A 21,396-nucleotide genomic window follows, 5' to 3' on the forward strand; every position below is an offset into this window, starting at 1 on the left:
GCATCAGGCAGTTTGCGTGGCAAGTGTGAGTGTGTGCTGGATGCAGCGCTTTGCGAGTTCAACCTTGAAGCCGTTTTGGCTTTGTACATGCGCCGACTGCAACGCTGCTTCGGCCGCCGCCCGGAAAGCCGTGGCGTCCGGGGTCCGTCCGAGCAGTTGGGCTTCTGCCTCTTTGGAGCGCCACGGCTTGACGCCGACGCCGCCTAGTGCGATCCGAATGTAATCGATCCTGCCCGATGAGACTCTCATGACGACCGCTGCGGAGGCCAATGCGAATTCATACGACGCGCGGTCGCGTAGCTTGAGATAGACGCTGCGATTGCCGGGCACCGGCGCGGGGAGCGTCACGTGGGTAATGAGCTCGCCGGAGTGCAGCGTGGTTTCACGTTCGGGGGTGCTCCCGGGCAACAGGAAGAAATCGTCAATGGCGATGGCCCGCTTGCCACGCGTGCTTTCGACGTGGATCGTGGCCTCGAGCGCGGCCATCGCGACGCTCATGTCCGACGGATTGGTCGCAATGCAGTGCTCGCTGGTGCCCAGGATGGCGAGGTTCCGGTTGTATCCATCAATCGCGGAACAGCCCGTGCCAGGTTCGCGTTTGTTACATGGCATGACGGTGTCGCGGAAGTAGACACAGCGCGTACGTTGCAAGAGATTGCCCCCGGTTGTCGCCATATTGCGTAATTGGGCCGACGCGCCGGACAGCAACGCTTGAGACAGAACCGGATAGTGCATCTTGATCAGCGGGTGATTCGCAAGGTCTGCATTGCGTGCCGTTGCGCCTATCGTCACGCCACCACCGTCGATTGCCTCAACCTGATTGAGCGGAAGGCGATGGATGTCGATCACCTGAGTCGGACGCTCGACGTCAAGCTTCATGAGATCGAGCAGCGTCGTCCCTCCCGCGAGGAAGCGGATCGACGCGCCATCTCGTTGGCTGTTAGCGGCAGTCTGCGCCAGTCCGATGGCCTGACCAACACTGGCGACGCGTTTTAGTTGAAAGGGTTGCATGCGTGCGCTCCGATTAAACTTTGCGGCGAATTTGCTGGATGGCGGAGACGATGTTCGAATAGGCACCGCAACGGCAGATATTCCCGCTCATGGCTTCCTTGACATCGTCGTCGCTGTGACCGTAGGGCTCGTTGAGAAGCGCGACAGCGGACATGATCTGCCCTGACGTGCAGTACCCGCACTGAAAGCCGTCATGTTCGACGAAGGCTGCCTGCATCGGATGGAGCGCGCCGGGCTTGCCGATACCTTCAATGGTTGTGATCGCTTCTCCCTCATGGGTGGCGGCAAGACTCAGGCACGAATTCACTCGCCTGCCATCGACATGAACCGTACATGCGCCGCACTGGCCGTGATCGCAGCCCTTCTTGGTTCCGGTCAGATGCAGATGCTCGCGCACGCAGTCGAGCAGGGTTGTTCGACTATCGATATTCAAGTTGTAGTTCGTACCGTTGACATTCAATCGGACATGCATATTGGCACTGTCCGCCGTCTCGTTCGCCGCTGCTGAGTGTTCGAGATGAGTGTCACCAGAATCTGCGAGTGCAACTGAGTGAAGTTGGCCGGCACCGATGGCTACCCCGGCCGCACCCACGCGAGTCAGGAAAGATCGACGCGTTGGGCGTTCAGGCACCGCCGCTGGGTCGTCTTCGCCGCCGTCCAGTTGTTGAAACTCTTTGCTCATGAATCTGTTTCTCCGCTGAACCATGGATCGATGGAATGCGGATGCCGTTTGCTGTTCGGCACTCGCTAGGCTGATCATACAAAGCTAGAGTGGCGCCAAGATGGCGGGGAGCTGACGGCTAGATGAAACATCGCGTTTGTGGGGTATTTATGCGCTCTTTTCGACCGCTCGCGTCGCTTTGACGCAGCCCGAATCGATCTCGGAGGGGTAGTCGGGTTCGGTTATAACTCATCGAATGATTCAATCAATCTATCTGTGAAATATTATTTCTGCGATTTGACCAGACCTGCCGCACGCGTCTCACTCGTCGATTCGGTCGCCGATATCTTGCGTGAGCGTATTCGTAGCGGTTTGTGGAGGGTACGCGACAAACTGCCAATTGAACCCGAATTGGCAGTCCTTCTCGGGGTCAGTCGTGGAACGGTGCGCGTGGCCGTGCGCAGCCTTGTCGTCGCGGGATTGCTGGACGTGCGACAGGGGGTGGTACCTTTTTGGCATCAGCCACGGAGCGTTCAGCAGAAGTAAAGCGGTTACGGCGTATGTGCCTGCGGAGTCAATTCGAGGTACACCGCGCACTTGAAGTGGAGGCCATGCGCCTTGCGGCTGTGCGGGCGACGCCCGCGACCTCAAGCAATTGCGCTCGTTGCTTCAGAAGCGCGATCACTGGCTTGGCGTCGAAAGTGGCAATGCGAGATTTGTTGCCGATGACTATCAGTTCCACCTGGCTATCTTGAAGGCGGCACACAATCCCGCACTTCTTGAAACTTATGAATTCCACTCGATTGCAGTGAATGAAACCATCGCATCGACGCTCGAAGTCGACATTCCTGAACCTGATTACGATGCGCATCGCTCCTTGATCGACGCCATCGAGTCCCGCTCTCCCGATATAGCGGAAAAGGCAATCCGCGACTTCATGAATTTCATCCTTGTCGCGGTGCCAGAGGTGTCCCGCTCATGAACCCGGAAATTTCCGATTCGTCATTGCTCTCCGATCAGAAGCACGCCGGCTCTGGAGAATTGCAGCCTGCCGTGGACATAACGCTTGCAGATGAGCGGCTGATCGATGCACAGGTTGATTTCGAGCCGCCGACCAAGGCGGAAGCACTCACCATGGATCTGTCAAGTTGGCCGGAGCAGAGTGCCTGTCTATCCTAAGTAGGTATCCTTATCAGGTAACATTTCCTATTGCGCCAGTAGTAGTCCAACCATGCGATGTGGCAAAGCGACCTTTGAGTACGGCGCGATGACATACCGCGTTCATCTGATGTCTTGCCGCGCGTTGGTAGGAGACGTCTCGACCGGCTTACCTATTCGCACCAGAGCCGTGCTCCGAATGCTGCGCGAGATTTCTTCTCGCTCAGCAAGCGTCAGCGCCCAGGACAAGCGCTTCCTTAAAGGCGACGACCGGGCGTCCGTCCGCAATGTCAGAAGTGATGCCGCATCCCCATGACGAATAACAACTGCCGATTGTTTGCAGAGGGCGGCACGTTGAACATCGATGCATTAAATAGCGCCATGCTGCCACCCCCAGTAACTACCTGGTAGAGGCTTTCCAGATAGACATCGGTGCGTCGGCTAAAGGAATAGTCGGCCTGAGCGATGGCCTCGTGCCATTTTGGGCTGAGATGCGTGGCCCCTGAATCGAAATGCCCATCGGTGAGCGTGTACGACGCTGCAAGACTCAACGCATGGGTCACAAAGTACCGGCCATTAATTTCGAAGTTGTCGAACCGAAGATTGTTGTCATCACCACTGGGAAAAGCACCACCCTCGCCGTACGCGCTGGTGACATTGTTGAAGGCCGAATGCGTCCATACGAATCCCACAGACGAGGCCCCAAAACTGTATTTTCCTCCGACACCCCAGATTTGTTCCCGACCGCCATTAATAACAGAATCGTCGCTGCTTTCGGCGCCGTTCGTGTTCAGGTCGGCAGAGCTGGCAGACCGATCGACTTGCTCGAAGGCAGCCGCCAGCGACACCGGGCCATTCGAGTATCGGGTACCCAAGCTATAGGCCCGATTGTTAGAGAATTGGCCTGCTTCGTTGGAGAAGCCGTACATCCCGCCCGCTTGAAAACCGTTGTAATTGACGCTGTCGAATCTTATCGAATTGTTGACGCTCTGATGCCGAATCATATCGTCGTTATCGAACGGGTGATCGGCCAGATTACCTCCCCATCCAATCCCCTCGGCGCTCAGCGGCGACACCCATTCGGACATGAATGCGTAGCGCCGCCCGAGGGTGACGGTCCCATATTGCGTCGAACTCAAGCCGACGTACACCTGCCGCCCGAAGAGGTCGCCCGTATTACTGAGCTTGCCATTGGCGCTGGAAAAGCCGTCCTCGAGATCGAAAATAGCAGCGAGTCCACCGCCAAGATCCTCCGTTCCGCGAAAGCCAAATCGCGACCCACTGATGCCACCGCTGTTCATCTCGATACCGCTGCGGCCCACGCCGTTCCCTGTATTCTCGTTGTTCCCATAAATCACCGCAGTATCGATGATGCCGTAAAGCGTCACGCTGCTTTGTGCATAACTTGCTCCTGCCCAGAGAAATAAAGCAGCCGCCGAAAAAAATGGCTTAATTACTTTCGCTTTCAAGATTCGAGTCCAATGCATATACAATTATCGTTATATATAAATATATATAGCGATAACAGAAAAAAAGGCGCTTGCCGCCTGCGCGCCCTCAATAATCTAACCGTCAAAATCGTAGCAGATATGTTGACTTGAGCGAGGTAACAGTTCGCCGTCAATACCGAGATCACAGTACAAACTTTTGCATCGACGATTGGAGGCGGTCAGCCTGTCTGAGACCTTTCGTTATCTACATCGCCGACATTACAATCTCCGGCCTTCATAAATTCGTGAGATCCTGCCTGGCGTGGCGATACAGTTGGTTGGCGGGCACTCGGACCATTGGGGCGTAACTCACGATGTATCGCGACGGGTTTCACCAAAGATATCGTAAGCGCGGGCTGGGCCTGAAAAATTCAGTGCCAAATGCTCAACGAAAACTTTCCAATTGGGTAGTGAACGATCGGCCATCGACGTCGGTCAGCCGCAAAGTGACGTGCGTCTCACCCGACACGTTGCTGTGAGGAGCAGGTGGCAGCGTGATCGTTGCGGCTGCCCCCATCGATGCGCGAATGCCGTATGGACCTGCGGCAAACTGGTTGTAGGCGAAATCATTGGAGAACGCGCCCTTAGGCAACTTCGACAGAGCGGGAGCATCCCAGCGCTCGATGACCGTCCGATCCGGGCCCAGCAATGCCGCTTCGACGACGTGAACCGGCGCTTCGGGCGTGCCCGCGTCCAGATACACGTGGAATCTGACCTGACCGTCCGCCAGCAATTTCCCATCTCGCATCGTCAGGTGGTGAACGGTCGGGCTAACCGGGCCGCCGTGAAAGGGCGTCACCACGGAACCGCGGAAGTAACTGTAGGTGCCAATGTTGTACGCCGCGACAAAGGCGAACAACGCCAACGCGAGGGTGCGAAACGCGCGATCGCTCTGCGGTAGCGGCAGACTGCCTCCCATCCATTGAAACCACGCCTTGCCCGAAAGCGCCGGCCTGATCCGAAGCAGTACGTTGTCTATCGAATACGCGCTGCCGCCAGCCAGCAACAAGGTCGTGCCCATTGCAAGATTGCAGGCGGCCATGGTCCACTCATCGATGCAGGTCGCTCCCTGCCAGCCGAACAGTGCCATCAGCACCACAGACAGCAACATGGAAACCAGTGCCCCCAGACGCGTGAGTAGCCCAACCATCAACATAAGGCCGAACACCAGCTCTACCGCGCTGAAAACTATTACGCCCACGTAAAGCACGTAGAAATGCCGGAGCATAAATGCGATCAGATGGTCGAGCCCGAACAGTGCACCTGGCATCGCCGTCTGAAACTTGTAGGCCATCCAGTGCGGTGCGTGCGGATCCAGTTTGCTTGGCCCATAGATGAAGCGTCGTGAGCCACCGCCCCAATAGATGAACCCTTGTATGAAGCGTGTGACAGCCAGAGCGACACCGGCCAGGCGCCAGCTCCGAAGTGCGTCGTTACGCTGGGCACCGACAGTCGTCGCGTCTAATGGGAGGGTTGCCATGTCAATGCATTTCCAGATACTTTGATGGAGACAGTTCACGGCGCGCATGCGCCGTCGGGCGTACGGTGCCGACTTTCCACACAGGATTGCGGGGTCCCCAGAGTATCGAATCGAGGAACAGCGACATCGGCCGGTGTGCTGCCCGCGGTGCATCCCGCGCGGTATGTGGTTAGAGTGGCATTAGCGCATAACCCGCCTGCTGCAGGGTTGTCACTGTAGTCAGTGCGGACAGTGACAGCGTCACTCTGGGGTCAATCCAGTCATATTCGAAGTGGTGTTCTGCCATCGCCTGGCCACACACCGCGATCGTGATGCCGTCCTTCCTGAGTTCCGCTATCAACGGCATATTGGGGTTGGGCACTCCGAACTGTGCACGGTAGTGCGCGTCGTCGAGCACCAGCGATGTGGCCGAACCAGAGGCGACCGCGACGAATTTAAGCCTGCTCAACGGCACGCCCGACGCCACGTAGAGATTCACCGCGCGCGCCACGTGATCAAGCGCCGGACTCACCTCATTGGGGTTCTTGGCCCCTTGCGTCAACGAGAAGACCACCTTGTAGGTGTGACCCGGCTGCGGCTTGAAAGCACCGTTCGGAAGAAAGTGCATCTTGCCGTAGTCGTGAACGGTTGGCGTCGTCCAGAAGTCGGGTGCATCCATCGTGCCTGCATGGACGGACAACGAAGCGGCAGCGAGCGCCGCCGTAGCTGCGAAAGTTTTAATTTTGTGCATGATTGAATTCGATTTCAACAAGGTCGTGCTTCGCATTGAACATACCAGTTGGTCGTTGCCGTCAAACTGACGAACACATGACAAATTTGTAATGGCCTCTTTTTCATACCCTGGCGCTTTTCGGTCGAGTGCGCGTGCATGGCAAGCTAGCCGACGTGCATCCACGCCGACAGACCTCCAAAGTCGACGAATGCATGCCGCGCTCATTCATATTTACGTCACGACAAACTCGTAGTTTCCGCACTCGGTGGCCATGTCGGACAATGGGTTGTGATGTGATGGACGACTCCCTGTTGTCAAGCGGTCCGGGTTCTCTGGCATCGGGTCGAGGTTGCAGCCATGTATCCGGGCTCGGTTCACAGCACTCGCTGCGGGCCCACGATGAATATCCGCGAATGGGTACCCCATCAGAACCGCGGGCTTGGTTGCCCTTGGTGCAAAGCGGGTTTGGCCCACCACGGTCCGACAGCTCTGTCATCGAATTGAAGTCTGCTCAAGCAACCTCTGGAAAGTGAACGCCGTTTCGATATCAAACGCTAGATCTGTCAATCCGTCACACCGGATCGCGCGGGAACGTGGCCAGCCTGATAGGTCTGGTTTCGTATCAGCATGGCCCACACTGTCCGTGCATTCTTTGCCGCGAGCGCCACGGCAGCGATGTTTTTGTACCGGCGCCGACACAGTTTCATCAGCCAGGAATCAGCCATCTCGGGCCTGGTGACTGCCATACGGATGACCGCGCGGGCGCCGTGAATCAGAAGTGTTCGTAGTGCCGTATCGCCGCGCTTGCTGATGCCGGGCAGGCGCGGGGTGCCGCCCGAGGAATGCTGACGCGGCACCAGACCCAGCCATGCAGCAAGTTCACGGCCGCTGCGAAAGGCGTGGGCGTTGCCGATGGAGGCCGCCAGGGCTGAAGCGGTAAGCGGTCCGATCCCGGGTATTGTTTCGAGAAGTTGACCGGGCGCATCCCGACGATGGATCGCGCGGATGCGACCTGCCAGCTCAGCCACCTTGTTGCCAGGTTAGTGCAGGTGCTCGACGAGCATCTGGATTAACGCCCGGAACGGCTCGCTATACTCACGGTCACGCGTGGAAAGCGCCTCTATGGCACGTTGCCCCAGCAGCCGGATGCCCTGTGGCAGCACGATACCGAATTCACCCAGAAGCCCACGGATCTGGTTGGCCCGTGCTGTGCGTGACTTGACCAGCCCGGCACGTGCCCGATGAAGTGAAAGTATTGTCTGTTGCGCCTGCGTCTTGAGCGGCACAAACCGCATATGCGGTCGCTGTACCGCCTCGCAGATTGCTTCGGCGTCAGCGGCATCGGTCTTGTTGCTCCTTACGTAAGGTCGTACGAACTGCGGGGCGATCAGGCGAACGGTGTGCCCGAGCTTTGCGAGCTCCCGGCCCCAGTAGTGCAACGACCCACACGCCTCCATACCGACCACGCACGGTTCAAGTTTCGCCAAATACCGGAGTACTTCTGTGCGTCTCAACTGCTTGCGCGCAACAAGGCGACCGTGTGAATCCACTGCGTGAAGCTGCCATTCCTGGCCAGATCCAGTCCAACAGTTGCTATCTTCAGGATGAACGCTCCTTTGCCGTGGACATCACGACCCATCCACTTTGGCATGAATCTCTCGCCGTTTAGCGGGAGTCGTCCATCACATCACAACCCGATAGGTCGGGGATGCCCATCAAGAGTGGTCCTGCTGCACGACCTGTTGCGCTTTCATAGCGACATCCTTTCAGGTGGCCGCCGTTGACCACTCCGCGCAGGATCACCACAATATAGAGAAGGGACCGAGAATGCTCAAAGACCTGCGCGGCGAGAAACTGCCCGAAGAGGAGCGCGACATGTCGTATAGCGCAGTCGGCGATAAGAAGAAGGTGGCGCACACTACGCTGCGCGAATATTCGAACGCAGGTGGCTTCAACAAGCGACTGTTTGATGCGAACGACTAGTGCAAGTTTACTACCAGAGAAATCCACGGCGCGGAAATTATGGCAAATCTACAGGTGTGCGCGGGCGCCACGCTGCAATGTTCGTTCGGCGCCGCCCCCGGTGTACTGAATGTGTTGCCGGCCAACCGCACGCTGGTCGGCGGCGTGCCGGCAGCCACGCTGCTTGATGCCATTCCGATCGTCAATATCACGCCGTTCGCGATGTGCCAGAGCGCGGCCAACCCCGCGGTGATCGCCGCCACCTCGGCGGCCCTCGGCGTGTTTACGCCGATGCCATGCGTGCCGGTCACCCCCGCGCCATGGATTCCGGGCGGCGGGCCGACCGTGCTGATCGGCCCCGCACCCGCGCTCGACGCGCAAGGCACGCTACTCTGTGCATGGGGTGGCGTCATCAAGGTGGCGCAGCCTGGGCAGGTCACCACCTTCGTGCCCTGAGTGCTCATTGCGGCGCGGGCGACGTACCGGGCAGCATGCGCCACCAGCGGCGCCACCGCGACAACGGTTTGCCGTCGGCATCGAGCGGGCGGCCATCCTGTGCATAGCGCTCGCCGGGTTCGACCGGCTTGCCCGCGCCATATAACTGACGCTCGGCGAGTTGGCCGTTGTCGTGAAAGCGCTCGAGGAGGCCGTGCAGCTTGCCCTGCCGGTATCTCGCGTGTTCGAGCAAGCTGCCATCGGGCAGATAGGTCCTGCTGTCGCCGCTCAGCGCACCGTGCACATAGTGCGCCTCACGTTGCACCGTACCGTCCTGCGTGTAGTACACCGCTTTGCCGTCGAGCTTGTCGTCGGCGTAGTTGAGTTGCGCGGACGGCGTGCCGTCCGGATAGAGCAGGGTCGCCGGACCGGCGAGGCGGCCATGCACATAGCGCAGGATGGCCAGCATCACGCCGTCCGCGTAGATGCGCGCGGCGCCGTGGAGCGCCCCGTCCACCAGCGTGCCTTCGACACCGGAGTCGCCGCGCGCTACGCTCACGTCCCGAGGTTTGTGTGTCATGTAAGGCTCAGTTGATCTTCACGATGCCGCCCTTGACGGTCAGGAGGCCGCCACCATCCACGGTCTGTTCGAGCGCGCCTTTGTTCGATACGCTTTGCGCCTCGTTCGATAGCGTGCCGTCCGACTTGTTGGTCAACGACGTGCCCGCATGATTGGTCAACGACAGACCCGCCTGATGGCTCATCGAGCCGTCGGTTTTCGCGCTGAGGTCGCCGGTGCTTTGCAGCGTGAGCGTGCCGCCGACCTTGATCGTCAGGTTGCCGTCCACGCTCAGCGTGAAATTCCCGCTCACGGTGTGCACAAGGTTGCCGCCAACGCTGCGCGTTTCGTCGCCGCCTGCCTTGACCGTGCGGGTGCCGGCGATATCGACGGTTTCGTTGCCGGTCTTCACCGTCGCACTGCGATTGCCGCTTTCCACGACGAGCGTGTCGTCGGCTTCTTTCACCGTATGCGTGCGCGCGTGCTGAATGGTGCGCGTTTCGTCGTGGCCGATGGTCCACGCCGCGTCGTTCAGCACGTTCACGTTCAAGTTCTTTTGCGCCTGCACGAAGATTTCTTCGTTATCCTGCTTGTCTTCGAAACGCAGTTCGTTGAATCCGGCGTTGCCCTTCGAGCTGCTCGTCTTGATGCCGGACTGCGTCTGGTTGTCGGGCAGCGTATAGGGCGGCTGGTTCGCGCCGTTATAGACGCTGCCAGTAATGAGCGGGCGATCCGGGTCGGCATCGACGAAGGTGATCACGACCTCGTCGCCGATGCGCGGCATGAACTGCGCGCCGAAGCGTTTGCTGGCCCACGGTTGCGCGACACGGACCCAGCACGAACTGTTCTCGTCATTCTTGCCGTCCCTGTCCCAATGGAACTGCACCTTGACGCGGCCGTATTGATCGGTCCAGAGTTCCTCGCCTGCCTTGCCGACGACGGTTGCCGTCTGGGTCGGCATCACGGGACGCGGCGTCGTGCGCGCCGGCCGGTAGTCGATGGTCGCGGGGAAGGCCTCGAAGCGGTTGCGATAAGTATCGTGGCTGGCATCATGGACCACGCTCGCCACCACCCACTCGGTGTTGGCGTCATTCGACTCGTGGCCGGACAACGTGAACTTGTATCCCGGCAGCAAGCCGCGGCAATCGCTTTCGCCCACCAGCTGGCGTGCGCCGCTGCGCAAATCGTCGATGCGGCGCTTGGTGATCGATGCTGCCGCCGCGCTCGTCTGATAGCGGCCGGGATATTCGTAGACCTTGGGCCCATCCGGGACGGCCTCGGCCTGCGAAAAAAGTTGCGACGTGGGCGTCAGATACGCGTAGTCGGAACTGGCAAACACGCCGGTCACGCCGTGTTCGACCAGTTCGCAATAGAGAATCTGCCCGGTCTCACGCTCACCAGTGTGGCCTGCTGTGTAGGCAAGCGTCGCGGCGCCCGGCAACGTCACAAAAGCATCGGTATGGTCGGCCACGAGCAGGGTGTGTTTGCCATTCTCGTGCTGGAAGAAATAGAACCAGCCTTCCTCTTCGCACAGCCGGCTGACGAAGGCGAAGTCGGTTTCGGCGTACTGTACGCAGTACTCGCGTGCCTCGTAATTGCCTGTCAACGAAAACGAGAAGTCAGTCGCGCCGTGACCGCTAAAGACGCTCTCGACGATCTGCTGCGTGGTCTTGCCCTGGAAGATCCGGTTGTTCGACGCGAGCGTCAGCAGCCATAGCCACGAGCGCAATTCGAGCGCGTAATGGCTACCGTCGACAGTCGAGGGCAATTGTGCGGCGCGCGTGCAGACGGCATCGACGAGGCGTGGGATGTCGCCCCACTTGAGCGAGAGCGTGGCGTGCTGGCCGATGAGCCCAGAGAGCGCGATGGCCGGCGTGGCGCCGATGGCGCGCACGCTCAGTTCGGCGACTGCTCCGATGGCTTCGCGGCCGGTGAACTGGGTGGGGAAGAGCGCATCGAACGGCGCGCCGGCGATCGCGAGGCGAGTAGTGTCGTCGGTCGGAATGGAACGGGGCATGTCATCACGGTTGAGTCAGACGGGTTCTTGTTTCAACGAGCAGGATGCGCGATGATCGCGTTCGTCATTCGAGCGCCCACTGCGCGAGCGTGCCGACCAGTTCGTTCATTAGCACGTTGTCGATTTCGCGCGCGCCGGCCGAGCGGCAGCGCCCGAGCACCGCGGCGACGATCCCCGCGTCAAAATCGAACTGCTTGCCGGTGAATTCGTGGTATCGCGTTCTCAGTTCCTCCAGTTTCTTTTCGATGATGCCGCGCAGCACTGTGTCATCGAGCGGGCGGTAAGGCACTTCGGTCATGCGTGCCAGAAATGCCGGGCGGAACGCTTCAAGCAGCACGTCGCGCAACCTGCGCGTGAAGGCGTCGGTGGCAAGCAGGTCGGCGGGCGTATGCAGCAGCAGTTCGGCGCCCACATTGCTGGTCGCCAGAATCACCGTGTTGCGAAAATCGACGCTCAATCCGGTGCCATCTTCCATGGTGCCCTTGTCGAAGACGTTATAGAACGCCTCAAGCACATCGGGATGCGCTTTCTCGATCTCATCGAGCAGCACCACGCTGTACGGCCGGCGACGCACGGCCTCGGTCAGCATGCCGCCCATCCCGTAGCCGACGTAACCGGGCGGCGCGCCCTTCAGCTGCGACACGGTGTGCGCTTCCTGGTATTCGGACAGGTTTATCGCAATCAGATTGCGCTCGCCGCCGTACAACGCGTCGGCGAGCGCGTAGGCCGTCTCGGTCTTGCCGACGCCGGTCGGCCCCACCAGCAGGAACACGCCGACCGGCTTTAACGGATCGGTGAGACCGGCGCGGTAGGCCTGGATGCGTTTGGCAATCCTGTCGAGCGCCGCGTCCTGGCCGATGATGCGCTGCGCGAGGCGCGCCTTGAGGGTGCGCACTGCATGCATTTCGTCGGCCAGCATCTTGCCGACCGGAATCCCGGTCCAACTGGCGATCACCGCGGCGACGGCTTTGGAGTCCACGCAGACCGGCACCATCGGGTCGTCGTCGCGGATCGCTTCAAGCCCGCTTTCGAGCCGGGCCAGTTCCGCGCTCAGGTCATCAAGCTCGTCGCTGAGTCCGAGCGGACCTTGCGGTTGCTCCCTCAGCGCCTGATCGAGTGTCGCGAGTCGTACCCGGGTGCTGAGGATTTCCCGTACCGCGGCAGACTCTTCCTGCCAGCGCGCCTCCAGTTCGCGCGCGAGGACAGCGTTGCGTTTATGTTCGGCGTCTAGTACGGCAAGCCGCGCCGCATGGTTCGCGCCGAGCACCAGTTCGCGCTTGAGCCGCGTCAGTTCGTCATGCAGCGCGCGTTCGCGATGCCGTGCGGCTTCCAGTTGCGGCGGCGTGTCGTGTTGCGCCAGCGCGACACGGGCACAGGCCGTGTCGAGCACCGCAATCGCCTTGTCGGGCAACTGGCGGCCGGAGATATAGCGATGCGACAGCTTCACCGCGTCGACGATCGCCGCTTCGAGCACGGCGACGCCATGATGTTCCTCGAGTTTGGTCGCGACGCCGCGCAGCATCGCGACCGCGGTCTGCTCGTCGGGCTCTTCGACCTGCACCAGTTGGAAGCGCCGCGCCAGCGCGGGGTCCTTTTCGAAATACTTCTTGTATTCGAGCCAGGTGGTGGCCGCTATCGTGCGCAGTTCGCCGCGCGCCAGTGCCGGCTTCAATATGTTTGCGACGTCGCTTTGGCCCTCGGCGCCGCCGGCGCCGATCATCGTATGGGCCTCGTCGATGAAGAGAACGACGGGCTGCGCCGAGCGTTTGACTTCGTCGATCACGCTCTTCAGGCGTTGCTCAAACTCGCCCTTGACGCCCGCGCCCGCCTGCAGCAACGCGAGATCGAGCACGCGCAGCGCGACGGCCGCGAGCGGCGGCGGCACTTCGCCGGCGGCAATCCGCAGCGCAAGCCCTTCGACGACCGCGGTCTTGCCCACGCCTGGCGCGCCGACCAGGATCGGGTTGTTTTGCCTGCGCCGCAGGAGGATATCGACGGTCTGGCGAATTTCCCCATTGCGTCCGACGATCGGATCGATGCGTCCGGCACGCGCTTCGGCGGTCAGGTCCAGTGTGTATTGATCGAGTGCCGACGCTGCGCCGTCAGCGCCGCTCGCGCGGCTTGAACTGAGTTGGCCGCTCAGGCCACTCGCATGCGAGCCCATGGCCGCCGCGCCGCGTTCGCTCGACGGCTCGAGCCATGCTTTCAGGTTCATCCGCAGCGAGGCGCGCGAGACGCGCAGGATCGACGGCACGCTGGCGGACAGCTGCGCGCACATCGCATCGCTCTCGAGCAGCGCCAACAGCAAGGTGCCCGAACTCACCAGCGGCTCCTGCAGCACTACCGTCGACAGGACAAGGGCATCCTGAAGCAGCATGACGAGATTGCGCGAGAACGACGGCGTGCGGGTATTGCCGCGCTTGAATTTTTCGAGCGCACGGTTGATCTCGGCGATCAGCGCATCGCGCTCCAGCGCGAAGTGAGGCAGCACGCAAGCGAGGTCGCCACCCTCGATATCGATCAGTTCAACCAGTAGATGCTCGATCTCCACCTCGAAATGGGTCAGCTGCAGGCAACGCTGCGCAGCCCGTTCGAGTGCGCCGCGCGCGGAGCGTTCGAGTGTGCCGACCAGTGTCTTCAGGTCGAGGCTCATCCGGCGGCTCCGCTACGCTCACCGGGGTGCCTGGCGCCGAGGCGGGTATGGGTCGTGCGCGCAGGCGGCGTGTCGCTCGCGCCGACCCAAGCGGTCCAGCCGAGCCGCAGTGGCGCTTGCCGCGAAAGCTGTGCCTTGGGCTGCTGTCCGGCGGCGAGATGCAGGTCGAGGTGCTGGTACAGATCAGTGCCGAAGTAAGCCGCGGCGAGCGCATGCAGGTCCGCATGACAGCGGCCGCCTGGAAGAAACGATTGGTAGCTCGCGAGCGGCAGGGGGCCGATCTCAATGCGAATGCCGCGATGCTCGTCCCAGATCCGCGTGCCGACCACCGTGCCTTGTCCGAGGAGGTGGTTGCAGCCGCGCCGGCCGATCCGGGTCTGGCTTTCTTCAGGCAGCGTGCGCCAGCCGCCGGCGAACGGCGACGAGCGCACCGGCAGGCCAAAATGGTGCTGCGCGATCACGTCGAAGCCAGCCAGCGAGCGGCGCCGGTTGGCCATCAGTCCCGCGCGCGCAAGAATTGCCGAGACATGGAGGCCGCCGGCTGGCGTTGCTGCGCCGCGTTTGGGCAGCGGCAGGCCGGTCAAGCCGCGCAGGATCGTCTGCGCGGGACTATGCAGCGGCGCGAGAAACGGATCGGCGATACGGTATTTGCGCTGCGCCCGGTAGAGCAACGCTAGCAGCCGGTGCTGAAACAGGTTGAGGAACGCGACCGCGGAGGTATCTTTCTGTCTCAAGCGGTCTTGCAACCATTCCTGATACGCGTCCGGCAAGGGGCCGTCAGGCCCGCCCAGGCCGAACGCGTTGACTTCCAGTTCGGGTTGCGGCGCTCGGTCGTCGGTGGTGTCTGTCGTGACGGCGAGCGCACGGGGCGCCGCGCGCCGCAACGCGCCCAGCGCGCTCGGCGCGAACACCGGCGCGAGCGCGCCGGATAGCGTAAGCGCTTCGGCGCGCGGATCGAGACCCGTGCCGAGCGGCACCGAACCGGGGCGCAACAGTTCGAGCAGCCGCACTGCCTGCGCAAATTCGAAGGCATACGGTTCGTCGAACAGCCGCTGCGCTACAGAACGAGCGGACTGCTCTGGGTTGGCCGCCATGCGTGAATCTCCCTGCCGTCGCGCATCAGAGTGGTATGCACGAAACGATTGACACTCGCGTACAGCGAGAAGAAGGTTGCCAACACCCCAGAAAACATCACCGGACTGGCGCCGACGAAATGCGTGTGGTCGAGTTCGATACGTACTTTCAGGCCGTTCTGCCAGCCGCGCCACAAGTCGGAGCCGACATGTCCGACGATCGCTTCGCTGCTCACGCTCATGAGCCCGGTGATCTGCCGGCGCGCGCTGGGGTTCGCCGCGAGGTTGTGCAGCTCCAGCATTTCACGCAAGGATTGCAGCGCCTGCGGTCCCGCGACCAGCGGCGTGTGATTGAGTACGAACTGGGAAGCGAGACGCCAGCGTGAACTGCCGTCGAGCGCGGCGAAGCTCTGCCGGGTTGGACGATGGGCGATCCGCACACTGGCCACCGGGCCTGGCTGCTCAAACGACAGCAGCGTGCCGGGTTCGAGCGTGTGCGCCAGGTGCCGGTTCGTGCAGAGCAGATCAGCGGTGAGCGTGCGCGTGGCGGGGCTCGCCGGATCGAAGCAGGCGTCGACGAAGGTCAGCATCATGTCACTGCCGGGTCGCGACCGATGCATGCCCGTCACACGCCGGGCATGCCAGTAGAGCGTCGAACCGCTGCCGTGCTGCACGCCGTAGTACGGTGGCACTTCGACGACTTCGCGGCCGCTCACCGAGCGCACCTTGCACACCGCATAGATTTCGGTGCTGGCTTCGCGGTGGGCATCGGGGCTCACGCGCAGTTCGCGCTGAGTACCGTCGGGGCGCAGCGGTTCCGAGGTGCGCGCGAAGAGATTCAGCGCCGGTGTGCAACCTAGCTCGAAGTCCTGCGCGTGGAGCGTGAGACGGCCGCCTGGCGCCGCGCTGAGTCCTATCAACAGATCAAGCCGGTCGCCGGCGTCCGGGGGCGTGACGAACGGCAGATCGAAGAAGGCAAATTTTTCGGGGAAGGCGAAATACTCGACAAGCAGGCGGCACGCCGGATGCACGCCATCCTCGAGCGGCAGCAACGCTTCGTGGTCGGCGAAGCCAATGGGTCCTGGCTTGCCGGCGATGGGTCGCACTGGGCCGCCGGGCGCCTGGACGTAGACGCTCGCGCCATGTGCGCACAGCAGATCGTAAAGGGTCGCGGCGCTGACTGGCGAGCCCGCGAGCCGGACCCGCAAGCGCTCGACAGGCAAGCCACCGAAGCGGTGCAGACCGGTTGTACGCAGCGACAGGCGCAGCGCCGCTTGCAGGCTCGGGTCGCCGGTGGCGGTCTGCGCCTCTTCGGCGTTGAGCATCTGGGCCTCTTCGAGCACGATCGGCCAGAGTGTCACGTCGGCCGAGGTGCGCCAGCGCACCGCTGTGCCGTCGACCATCACGTGGACCAGCGGCGTATTGCGCGGCACCACGTAGCCGGTGGCGACGCTGCCTTGCGTTGGGTCCGCTTCGAGCTGCACGATGGTCATGGACGGCAAGGGCCGCGCCGCATACGGGTAGAACTGCTCGAGCAGGCCGTCGGTCAGCTCCGAGTATTCGTCGTCGAGGGTGCGCTGGATGCGCGCAGTCAGGAGAGCGAAACTTTCGATCAGACGCTCGACATGCGGATCACCGCTTTCGCCCGGCCCCAGTTCCAGGCGGCTGGCGATCTTCGGATAGCGTTGCGCGAAGCTCTCGCTCGCGCGCCGCAAATAGATCAGTTCACGCTGATAGTAATCGAGCAGCAGATCGTCAAGCGATTCGTTCATCGACCACTCCGACCGGCTGGCCGTCGGCGAGTTGTGCGACGAAGACGACCGGCCAGGGGCCGGCGCCGACGTCAAGGGTTCCCATGATGCGCAGCCGCAGCCGCCAGGGCGCGTCCGGCTCCGGTTCGACCAGCGCGCGTGGCTGTTTGAGGCGCGGCTCGAACGCCATGATCGCCTCGACCACCGCGCGCTCGAGCCCGCTGCGGTCCTCGGCCCGCGCGGCGTCGCGCGCGCTCCAGTCCTGCAGGCCGTAATCGAGCACGTCGAGCGGCCGGCGTGCGCCCGTGCGCCCGCGCCGTGTGTTGAGCAGCCGCATCAATTCGCCGCGCACCGAGGCGCGCAGCCCGGCGGGCGTGAGCGTGCGTTGCGCCGGCATTTCGGCGAGCGCGAACGGGGCGTCGTCCTCAAGCCGCTCAAAGAGCGGCATCGGCGCGGCGGGAGCGTCAACGGGGGCATGATGCCTCACAAGCGAGGAACGCAGGAGGTAGGTGACTCGATGGATCAGGCGCCTTCCTTGACAACCAGGTTGGCCGCGAGATCCCAGGTCGAGGCGGCGGTGCCTTCCTTTGAGCCGTCGTCCTTCTGCGCCGTCAGTTCCCACTTGATCTTCGTGAAGTTCAGTGACAGCGTTTCGACCGGTTTGCTGCCGGCGCCGCCCGACACGCTGACGTTGCTCAACACCACGTTGTTGAGCGTGTAGGTGATGAAGGGCATGATCTTGCCATCGCCTTCAGCAGCATTGCGGCCGACGATCACCGTCGCACTCGCCAACGCCTTGCCGGCGCAGCAGTATTCGTTCAACGTCGGCGTGGAGACGTCGATGAACTTCGTGACGGTAAACTCGCCGACATGCGGCTTGCCCGAGGTGCGCTCTGAGTTGCTGACGTCGTTGGTAACCTGCATCGCCACGTTGTGGCTATATGACATCAATTCGATCTTGTCGGTATAGCCTTGAAGGGTGCATTCGCCTTTGATGTCGCTGCCGAGATCGAGAATGATCGAATCCATGACCGGGTGCTCCTGAAACGTGTAGAAGCGGCGCGTGCCGGGATGGCCGCGCCGCGCCGATGGCGGTGGAGTACTACAGGACCGGAGAAAATCAGGCCGCTGCAGACGGCGGCAGCGTTGCGACGAGCCTGATCGAAGCAGTGAGCTCCTCGAGCTGGAAGTGCGGCCGCAGGAACACCGTCGCCTTGTAGGCGCCGGGCTTGCCGGCAACCTCCGTCACGTCGACGCGCGCCTCGCGCAATGGATACTGCGCCTTGATTTCCTGCGGCGCATTGTCGTTGAGCAGCACGTAGTCGGCGATCCAGGTGTTCAGGTAGGAACGCACGTTGTCGCGCGTCATGAAGCTGCCCACCTTGTCGCGCATGATCACCTTCATGTAATGCGCGAAACGCGACGCGGCGAGCACATAAGGCAGCATGGCCGAAATGCGTGCATTAGCGGTGGCTTCATTGGTGTTGTAGACCGCGGGCTTGTTGGCGGTCTGGCCGCCGAAGAAGACTGCCTGCCCCTCGCTCTTCCTGTGGCACAGCGCGATGAAGCCGAGCGAATCGAGCTCCTTTTCGCGCCGGTCCGTAATCGCGATCTCGGTCGGACATTTCATTGCCTTGTCGCCCGAAGCGGTCTGGAAGATGTGATCCGGCAGTTTTTCGACTGCACCGCCGCCCTCCACACCGCGGATCGCGGCACACCAGCTGTATTGCGCGTAGGCGTTGGTGATGCGCTGACCGAGCGCATAGGCCGCGTTGCCCCACAGGTACTTTGAATGTTCAGTGCCGTCGACGTCTTCGACGAAACTCATGCCTTCCACCGGATTGCTGTCCGGATGATAAGGACGTCGCATCAGTATATGCGGCAAGACCAGCGCCACATAGCGCGAGTCTTCACTCTTGCGGAATTCGCGCCAGCGGGCCATGTCGATCGTCTCGAACACCTTCGACAGATCGCGCGGCACGCTGAGTTCGGTGAAGCTGCCCATGTCGAACAATTGCGGATGCGCCGCCGAGATGAAAGGCGCGTGAGCTGCTGCCGCAACCGAGGCGATCTTCTCGAGCAGGCTGACGTCAGGCGTCTGGCGGCTGAAATAGTAGTCGCCGATCAGCACGCTGAACGGATGGCCGCCAAAGGTGCCGTATTCTTCTTCGTAGACCTTCTTGAAAAGCGCACTGGTGTCGACGTCGATCGCCTTTTCCAGGTCGTTTTGCAGGTCCTTCTTCGACACATTCAGCAAGCGCAGCTTCAGGCGCGTGCCGGTCTCGCTGTTCTTCACGAGGTAATGGATGCCACGCCACGACGCTTCGAGCGCTTGCATATCGGCGTGGTGCAGCACTTCATTGAGCTGCTCGCTGATCAGTTCGTCGATCTTGCGGATGTGATCGTTGATCATCGCGACAGTATCGCGGCTGACGGTCATGTTCTTGTCGAGCACCTGCAGCGCGAATTCGGCCAGCAGTTCGCGGGCGTGCTGCTGCTGCTCGTCGTCGTGAGCCATGCGGCCGTCATGAACAATGCGATCGAGCAACGTCAGCGTTTCGGTCTGCGCGGGCGCAGCCGTGGCTTGTATGTCAGACATCAGTGTCTCCTTGGGGCGGACTGGGCTCAGGCGTTTGCGGGCGCGTCACCGGCGGGATCACTCGCATCGGCCGGCGCGGGCAGTTGCGCCACGACGCCGTCTTGCGGATGCGCAGACTTGATTTCGGCCAACCCCTGCGTGTTGTGCACCACGTCCTGCAGCAGCTTGTCGAGCTCGTCGTTTCCGTCGAGCTTGGTGAGCAGGTCGCGCAGGCGCAGTCGTGCATCGTAGAGCTGCTTGAGCGGCGCGATCTGCTGGACGATCTGCACTGGATCGAAGTCGTCGATATGCTGGAATTTGAGCGCGACGTTGATTTTGCTGCCGTCGCCAGCGAGCGTATTGTCGACCTGGAGGGTGACGCGCGGCCCGATCGAGCCCATTACGTCGTTGAAATTATCGCGATCGATGTCGACGAATCGGCGCTCCGACAGCTTGGCTAGCGGTGCCTCGGGCTGGCCCGACAGATCCGCAAGGATGCCGACCACCAGCGGCAGCTCTTTTTTCTCGATTGCATTGCCGGTTTCGACGTCGTAGGTAATCTGGACGCGCGGCGGGCGGTTCCTCTCGAACCAGTGTTGGGTACTGTCGGCCATGGGTCGCTCCTCGGTATTGCTTCTTATGACGCGTTAATAGCGCGGTGCATGCACCGCTTCTTTTCTTTCTCGCGCGACAAATCCCGCTTCCGATATCAAGCTGCGTGAAGGCCTGCGCGAAGACGAGCGCATACCCTCGGGCAATCGAATCGCGATCGCGCCGCACTGCGTGACTGCAACAGAAGATAGCGCGCGCAAGGCACCACCGAAAGGTTATTACCTTTCGATCGCAAGGCGCACCCAACCCCGGAAAACGACGTCGGCAGGAATCCGAAAAAAATTCCGACCGCCGCAAATAGCTCAGACAAAAATACTCTACGATAGTCTTCAGTGAAATTCAAACGATATTTAACGTTTGCGTCGAAGCGTCGTGCGGGAGTAGAACTCACCCGTAGTGACAGTTTCATGGCAGTGTCACGACCCAGTGAAACGGCCATTGCGGTCTGAGAGGCGGTGCTTGTAGACTACGCTCGCTGCGGAACGTGATGCGCGAAAGCGTCAGGGGAGACAGAGCGATGCCCGGCACACGACAAAACAGATGAGGACGGTTGCGTCTCGCGTGCGTTTTAAACATGGCGATGTTGCGCGCTGGCGCAACGGGAGACGACGTGAAAGGGGATATCGCCGTGATCGATGCTTTTCGACTTGCCGCTGGCCAGCGGCGCCGGTCGCCTGGGCTGTGGTCGATGCCGCTCGTGGCCATGCTGTGCGTCGCGGGTTGCTCGGCGTCGCTGCCGCGCGTCAAGGTCGACTCGCTATCCATCCAGGTGGCGGCGCAGGCAAACCTCGATACACCGATTGCAGTCGATGCCGTATTGGTGCGGAATCCTCAATTGCTCGAAACATTGCTTGGCTTACCGTCTGCAAAATGGTTCGCGCAGCGCGAGCAGTTGCGGCGCGACTATCCGAAAGATCTAAGCGTCATTTCGTACGAACTCGTGCCTGGTCAGCAGATTTCGGACTCTAGATTTTCATTCGATGGTCAACGCGCGGCCGGTGTGCTGGTGTTCGCCGACTACCAGACGACTGGCGCCCACCGGGTGCGGCTCGACGGTGGTCCGTCGAAGCCGCTGCTCGTCCTGGGCGACCAGGATCTTCAGTTGGTCGCACGCTAGAGCGGACCATGAACTTCGACGACCTCGATGGCCGCGACACGACGGCGCCCTGGCAGTGGGCGAACGACGGCGTCCGTCCGTATCCGCGCCGTTCCGCGTGGCAACAAGCGCGGCAACCAAAGGGCTA

At 61.5% G+C, this 21,396-nt stretch carries 20 protein-coding genes and 1 pseudogene; 6 read left to right on the forward strand and 15 right to left on the reverse strand.

Annotated elements, in window-relative coordinates:
* Window positions 1–3: 3 nt before the first annotated feature.
* Both P0D89_RS20270 and P0D89_RS20275 read right to left on the reverse strand, forming a co-directional pair.
* Entirely contained in the window at window positions 4–1,011 is a 1,008-nt protein-coding gene (locus tag P0D89_RS20270; RefSeq protein ID WP_408367538.1) for an FAD binding domain-containing protein, read from the reverse strand.
* A gap of 13 nt (window positions 1,012–1,024) precedes the next feature.
* Window positions 1,025–1,693, reverse strand: coding sequence for a (2Fe-2S)-binding protein (locus P0D89_RS20275; RefSeq protein ID WP_408367536.1), 669 nt, complete (start codon window positions 1,691–1,693; stop codon window positions 1,025–1,027).
* 255 nt (window positions 1,694–1,948) lie between these two features.
* Between P0D89_RS20275 and P0D89_RS20280 the strand changes: the two genes are divergently transcribed.
* The 3 genes from P0D89_RS20280 (at window position 1,949) to P0D89_RS20290 (ending at window position 2,851) form a co-directional block, all read left to right on the forward strand.
* Window positions 1,949–2,218 (forward strand): FadR/GntR family transcriptional regulator, encoded by a 270-nt coding sequence (locus P0D89_RS20280; RefSeq protein WP_408377012.1) that lies wholly within the window; start codon window positions 1,949–1,951, stop codon window positions 2,216–2,218.
* Window positions 2,219–2,336: 118 nt separating this feature from the next.
* Entirely contained in the window at window positions 2,337–2,654 is a 318-nt protein-coding gene (locus tag P0D89_RS20285) for an FCD domain-containing protein (protein WP_408367532.1), read from the forward strand.
* Window positions 2,651–2,851, forward strand: coding sequence for a hypothetical protein (locus P0D89_RS20290; protein ID WP_408367531.1), 201 nt, complete (start codon window positions 2,651–2,653; stop codon window positions 2,849–2,851). Before P0D89_RS20285 ends, P0D89_RS20290 begins: the two co-directional genes overlap by 4 nt.
* Before the next feature lie 269 nt (window positions 2,852–3,120).
* On the opposite strand, the gene P0D89_RS20295 is transcribed toward P0D89_RS20290, so the two are convergent.
* From P0D89_RS20295 to P0D89_RS20310, 4 genes and pseudogenes are all read right to left on the reverse strand, one after another.
* Complete coding sequence (locus P0D89_RS20295; RefSeq protein ID WP_408377014.1) at window positions 3,121–4,299, reverse strand: porin; 1,179 nt, start codon at window positions 4,297–4,299, stop codon at window positions 3,121–3,123.
* A 406-nt stretch (window positions 4,300–4,705) separates the two neighbouring features.
* Window positions 4,706–5,848: a TQO small subunit DoxD gene (locus tag P0D89_RS20300; protein WP_408361708.1), complete on the reverse strand. Its 1,143-nt coding sequence runs from the start codon at window positions 5,846–5,848 to the stop codon at window positions 4,706–4,708.
* Between the two features lie 121 nt (window positions 5,849–5,969).
* On the reverse strand, window positions 5,970–6,566 hold the full coding sequence (locus P0D89_RS20305; protein ID WP_408361707.1) for a DsrE family protein: 597 nt from the start codon (window positions 6,564–6,566) through the stop codon (window positions 5,970–5,972).
* A gap of 509 nt (window positions 6,567–7,075) precedes the next feature.
* Window positions 7,076–8,115, reverse strand: a pseudogene (locus P0D89_RS20310) (IS110 family RNA-guided transposase).
* A gap of 224 nt (window positions 8,116–8,339) precedes the next feature.
* Here P0D89_RS20310 and P0D89_RS20315 point away from each other — a divergent pair.
* Both P0D89_RS20315 and P0D89_RS20320 read left to right on the forward strand, forming a co-directional pair.
* Entirely contained in the window at window positions 8,340–8,495 is a 156-nt protein-coding gene (locus P0D89_RS20315) for a hypothetical protein (protein ID WP_408361706.1), read from the forward strand.
* 39 nt (window positions 8,496–8,534) lie between these two features.
* Complete coding sequence (locus P0D89_RS20320) at window positions 8,535–8,930, forward strand: DUF4280 domain-containing protein (protein ID WP_408361705.1); 396 nt, start codon at window positions 8,535–8,537, stop codon at window positions 8,928–8,930.
* Between the two features lie 4 nt (window positions 8,931–8,934).
* Here P0D89_RS20320 and P0D89_RS20325 read toward each other — a convergent pair whose 3' ends face one another.
* The 9 genes from P0D89_RS20325 to tssB all read right to left on the reverse strand — a co-directional run bounded on the left by P0D89_RS20325 (window position 8,935) and on the right by tssB (window position 20,154).
* Window positions 8,935–9,489, reverse strand: coding sequence for a toxin-antitoxin system YwqK family antitoxin (locus P0D89_RS20325; RefSeq protein WP_408361704.1), 555 nt, complete (start codon window positions 9,487–9,489; stop codon window positions 8,935–8,937).
* Window positions 9,490–9,496: 7 nt separating this feature from the next.
* Entirely contained in the window at window positions 9,497–11,485 is a 1,989-nt protein-coding gene (locus tag P0D89_RS20330; protein ID WP_408377015.1) for a type VI secretion system Vgr family protein, read from the reverse strand.
* Window positions 11,486–11,549: 64 nt separating this feature from the next.
* On the reverse strand, window positions 11,550–14,138 hold the full coding sequence (gene tssH / locus P0D89_RS20335) for a type VI secretion system ATPase TssH (RefSeq protein WP_408377017.1): 2,589 nt from the start codon (window positions 14,136–14,138) through the stop codon (window positions 11,550–11,552).
* Window positions 14,135–15,232, reverse strand: a complete 1,098-nt coding sequence (gene tssG / locus P0D89_RS20340; RefSeq protein WP_408361701.1) for a type VI secretion system baseplate subunit TssG — start codon at window positions 15,230–15,232, stop codon at window positions 14,135–14,137. The genes tssH and tssG overlap by 4 nt, the downstream gene beginning before the upstream one ends.
* Window positions 15,196–16,983: a type VI secretion system baseplate subunit TssF gene (gene tssF / locus P0D89_RS20345; protein WP_408361700.1), complete on the reverse strand. Its 1,788-nt coding sequence runs from the start codon at window positions 16,981–16,983 to the stop codon at window positions 15,196–15,198. Before tssF ends, tssG begins: the two co-directional genes overlap by 37 nt.
* Window positions 16,967–17,410 (reverse strand): type VI secretion system baseplate subunit TssE, encoded by a 444-nt coding sequence (tssE, locus tag P0D89_RS20350; protein WP_408361699.1) that lies wholly within the window; start codon window positions 17,408–17,410, stop codon window positions 16,967–16,969. The genes tssF and tssE overlap by 17 nt, the downstream gene beginning before the upstream one ends.
* 74 nt (window positions 17,411–17,484) lie before the next feature.
* Window positions 17,485–17,991, reverse strand: a complete 507-nt coding sequence (locus P0D89_RS20355) for an Hcp family type VI secretion system effector (protein WP_408361698.1) — start codon at window positions 17,989–17,991, stop codon at window positions 17,485–17,487.
* Window positions 17,992–18,082: 91 nt separating this feature from the next.
* Window positions 18,083–19,561: a type VI secretion system contractile sheath large subunit gene (gene tssC / locus P0D89_RS20360; protein WP_408361697.1), complete on the reverse strand. Its 1,479-nt coding sequence runs from the start codon at window positions 19,559–19,561 to the stop codon at window positions 18,083–18,085.
* Between the two features lie 26 nt (window positions 19,562–19,587).
* Window positions 19,588–20,154, reverse strand: a complete 567-nt coding sequence (gene tssB, locus P0D89_RS20365; RefSeq protein ID WP_408361696.1) for a type VI secretion system contractile sheath small subunit — start codon at window positions 20,152–20,154, stop codon at window positions 19,588–19,590.
* 608 nt (window positions 20,155–20,762) lie between these two features.
* Between tssB and P0D89_RS20370 the strand changes: the two genes are divergently transcribed.
* On the forward strand, window positions 20,763–21,269 hold the full coding sequence (locus P0D89_RS20370) for a hypothetical protein (protein ID WP_408361695.1): 507 nt from the start codon (window positions 20,763–20,765) through the stop codon (window positions 21,267–21,269).
* Window positions 21,270–21,396 lie beyond the last annotated feature (127 nt).

The organism is Paraburkholderia sp. RL18-085-BIA-A (assembly GCF_046027075.1).
Classification (GTDB): domain Bacteria; phylum Pseudomonadota; class Gammaproteobacteria; order Burkholderiales; family Burkholderiaceae; genus Paraburkholderia.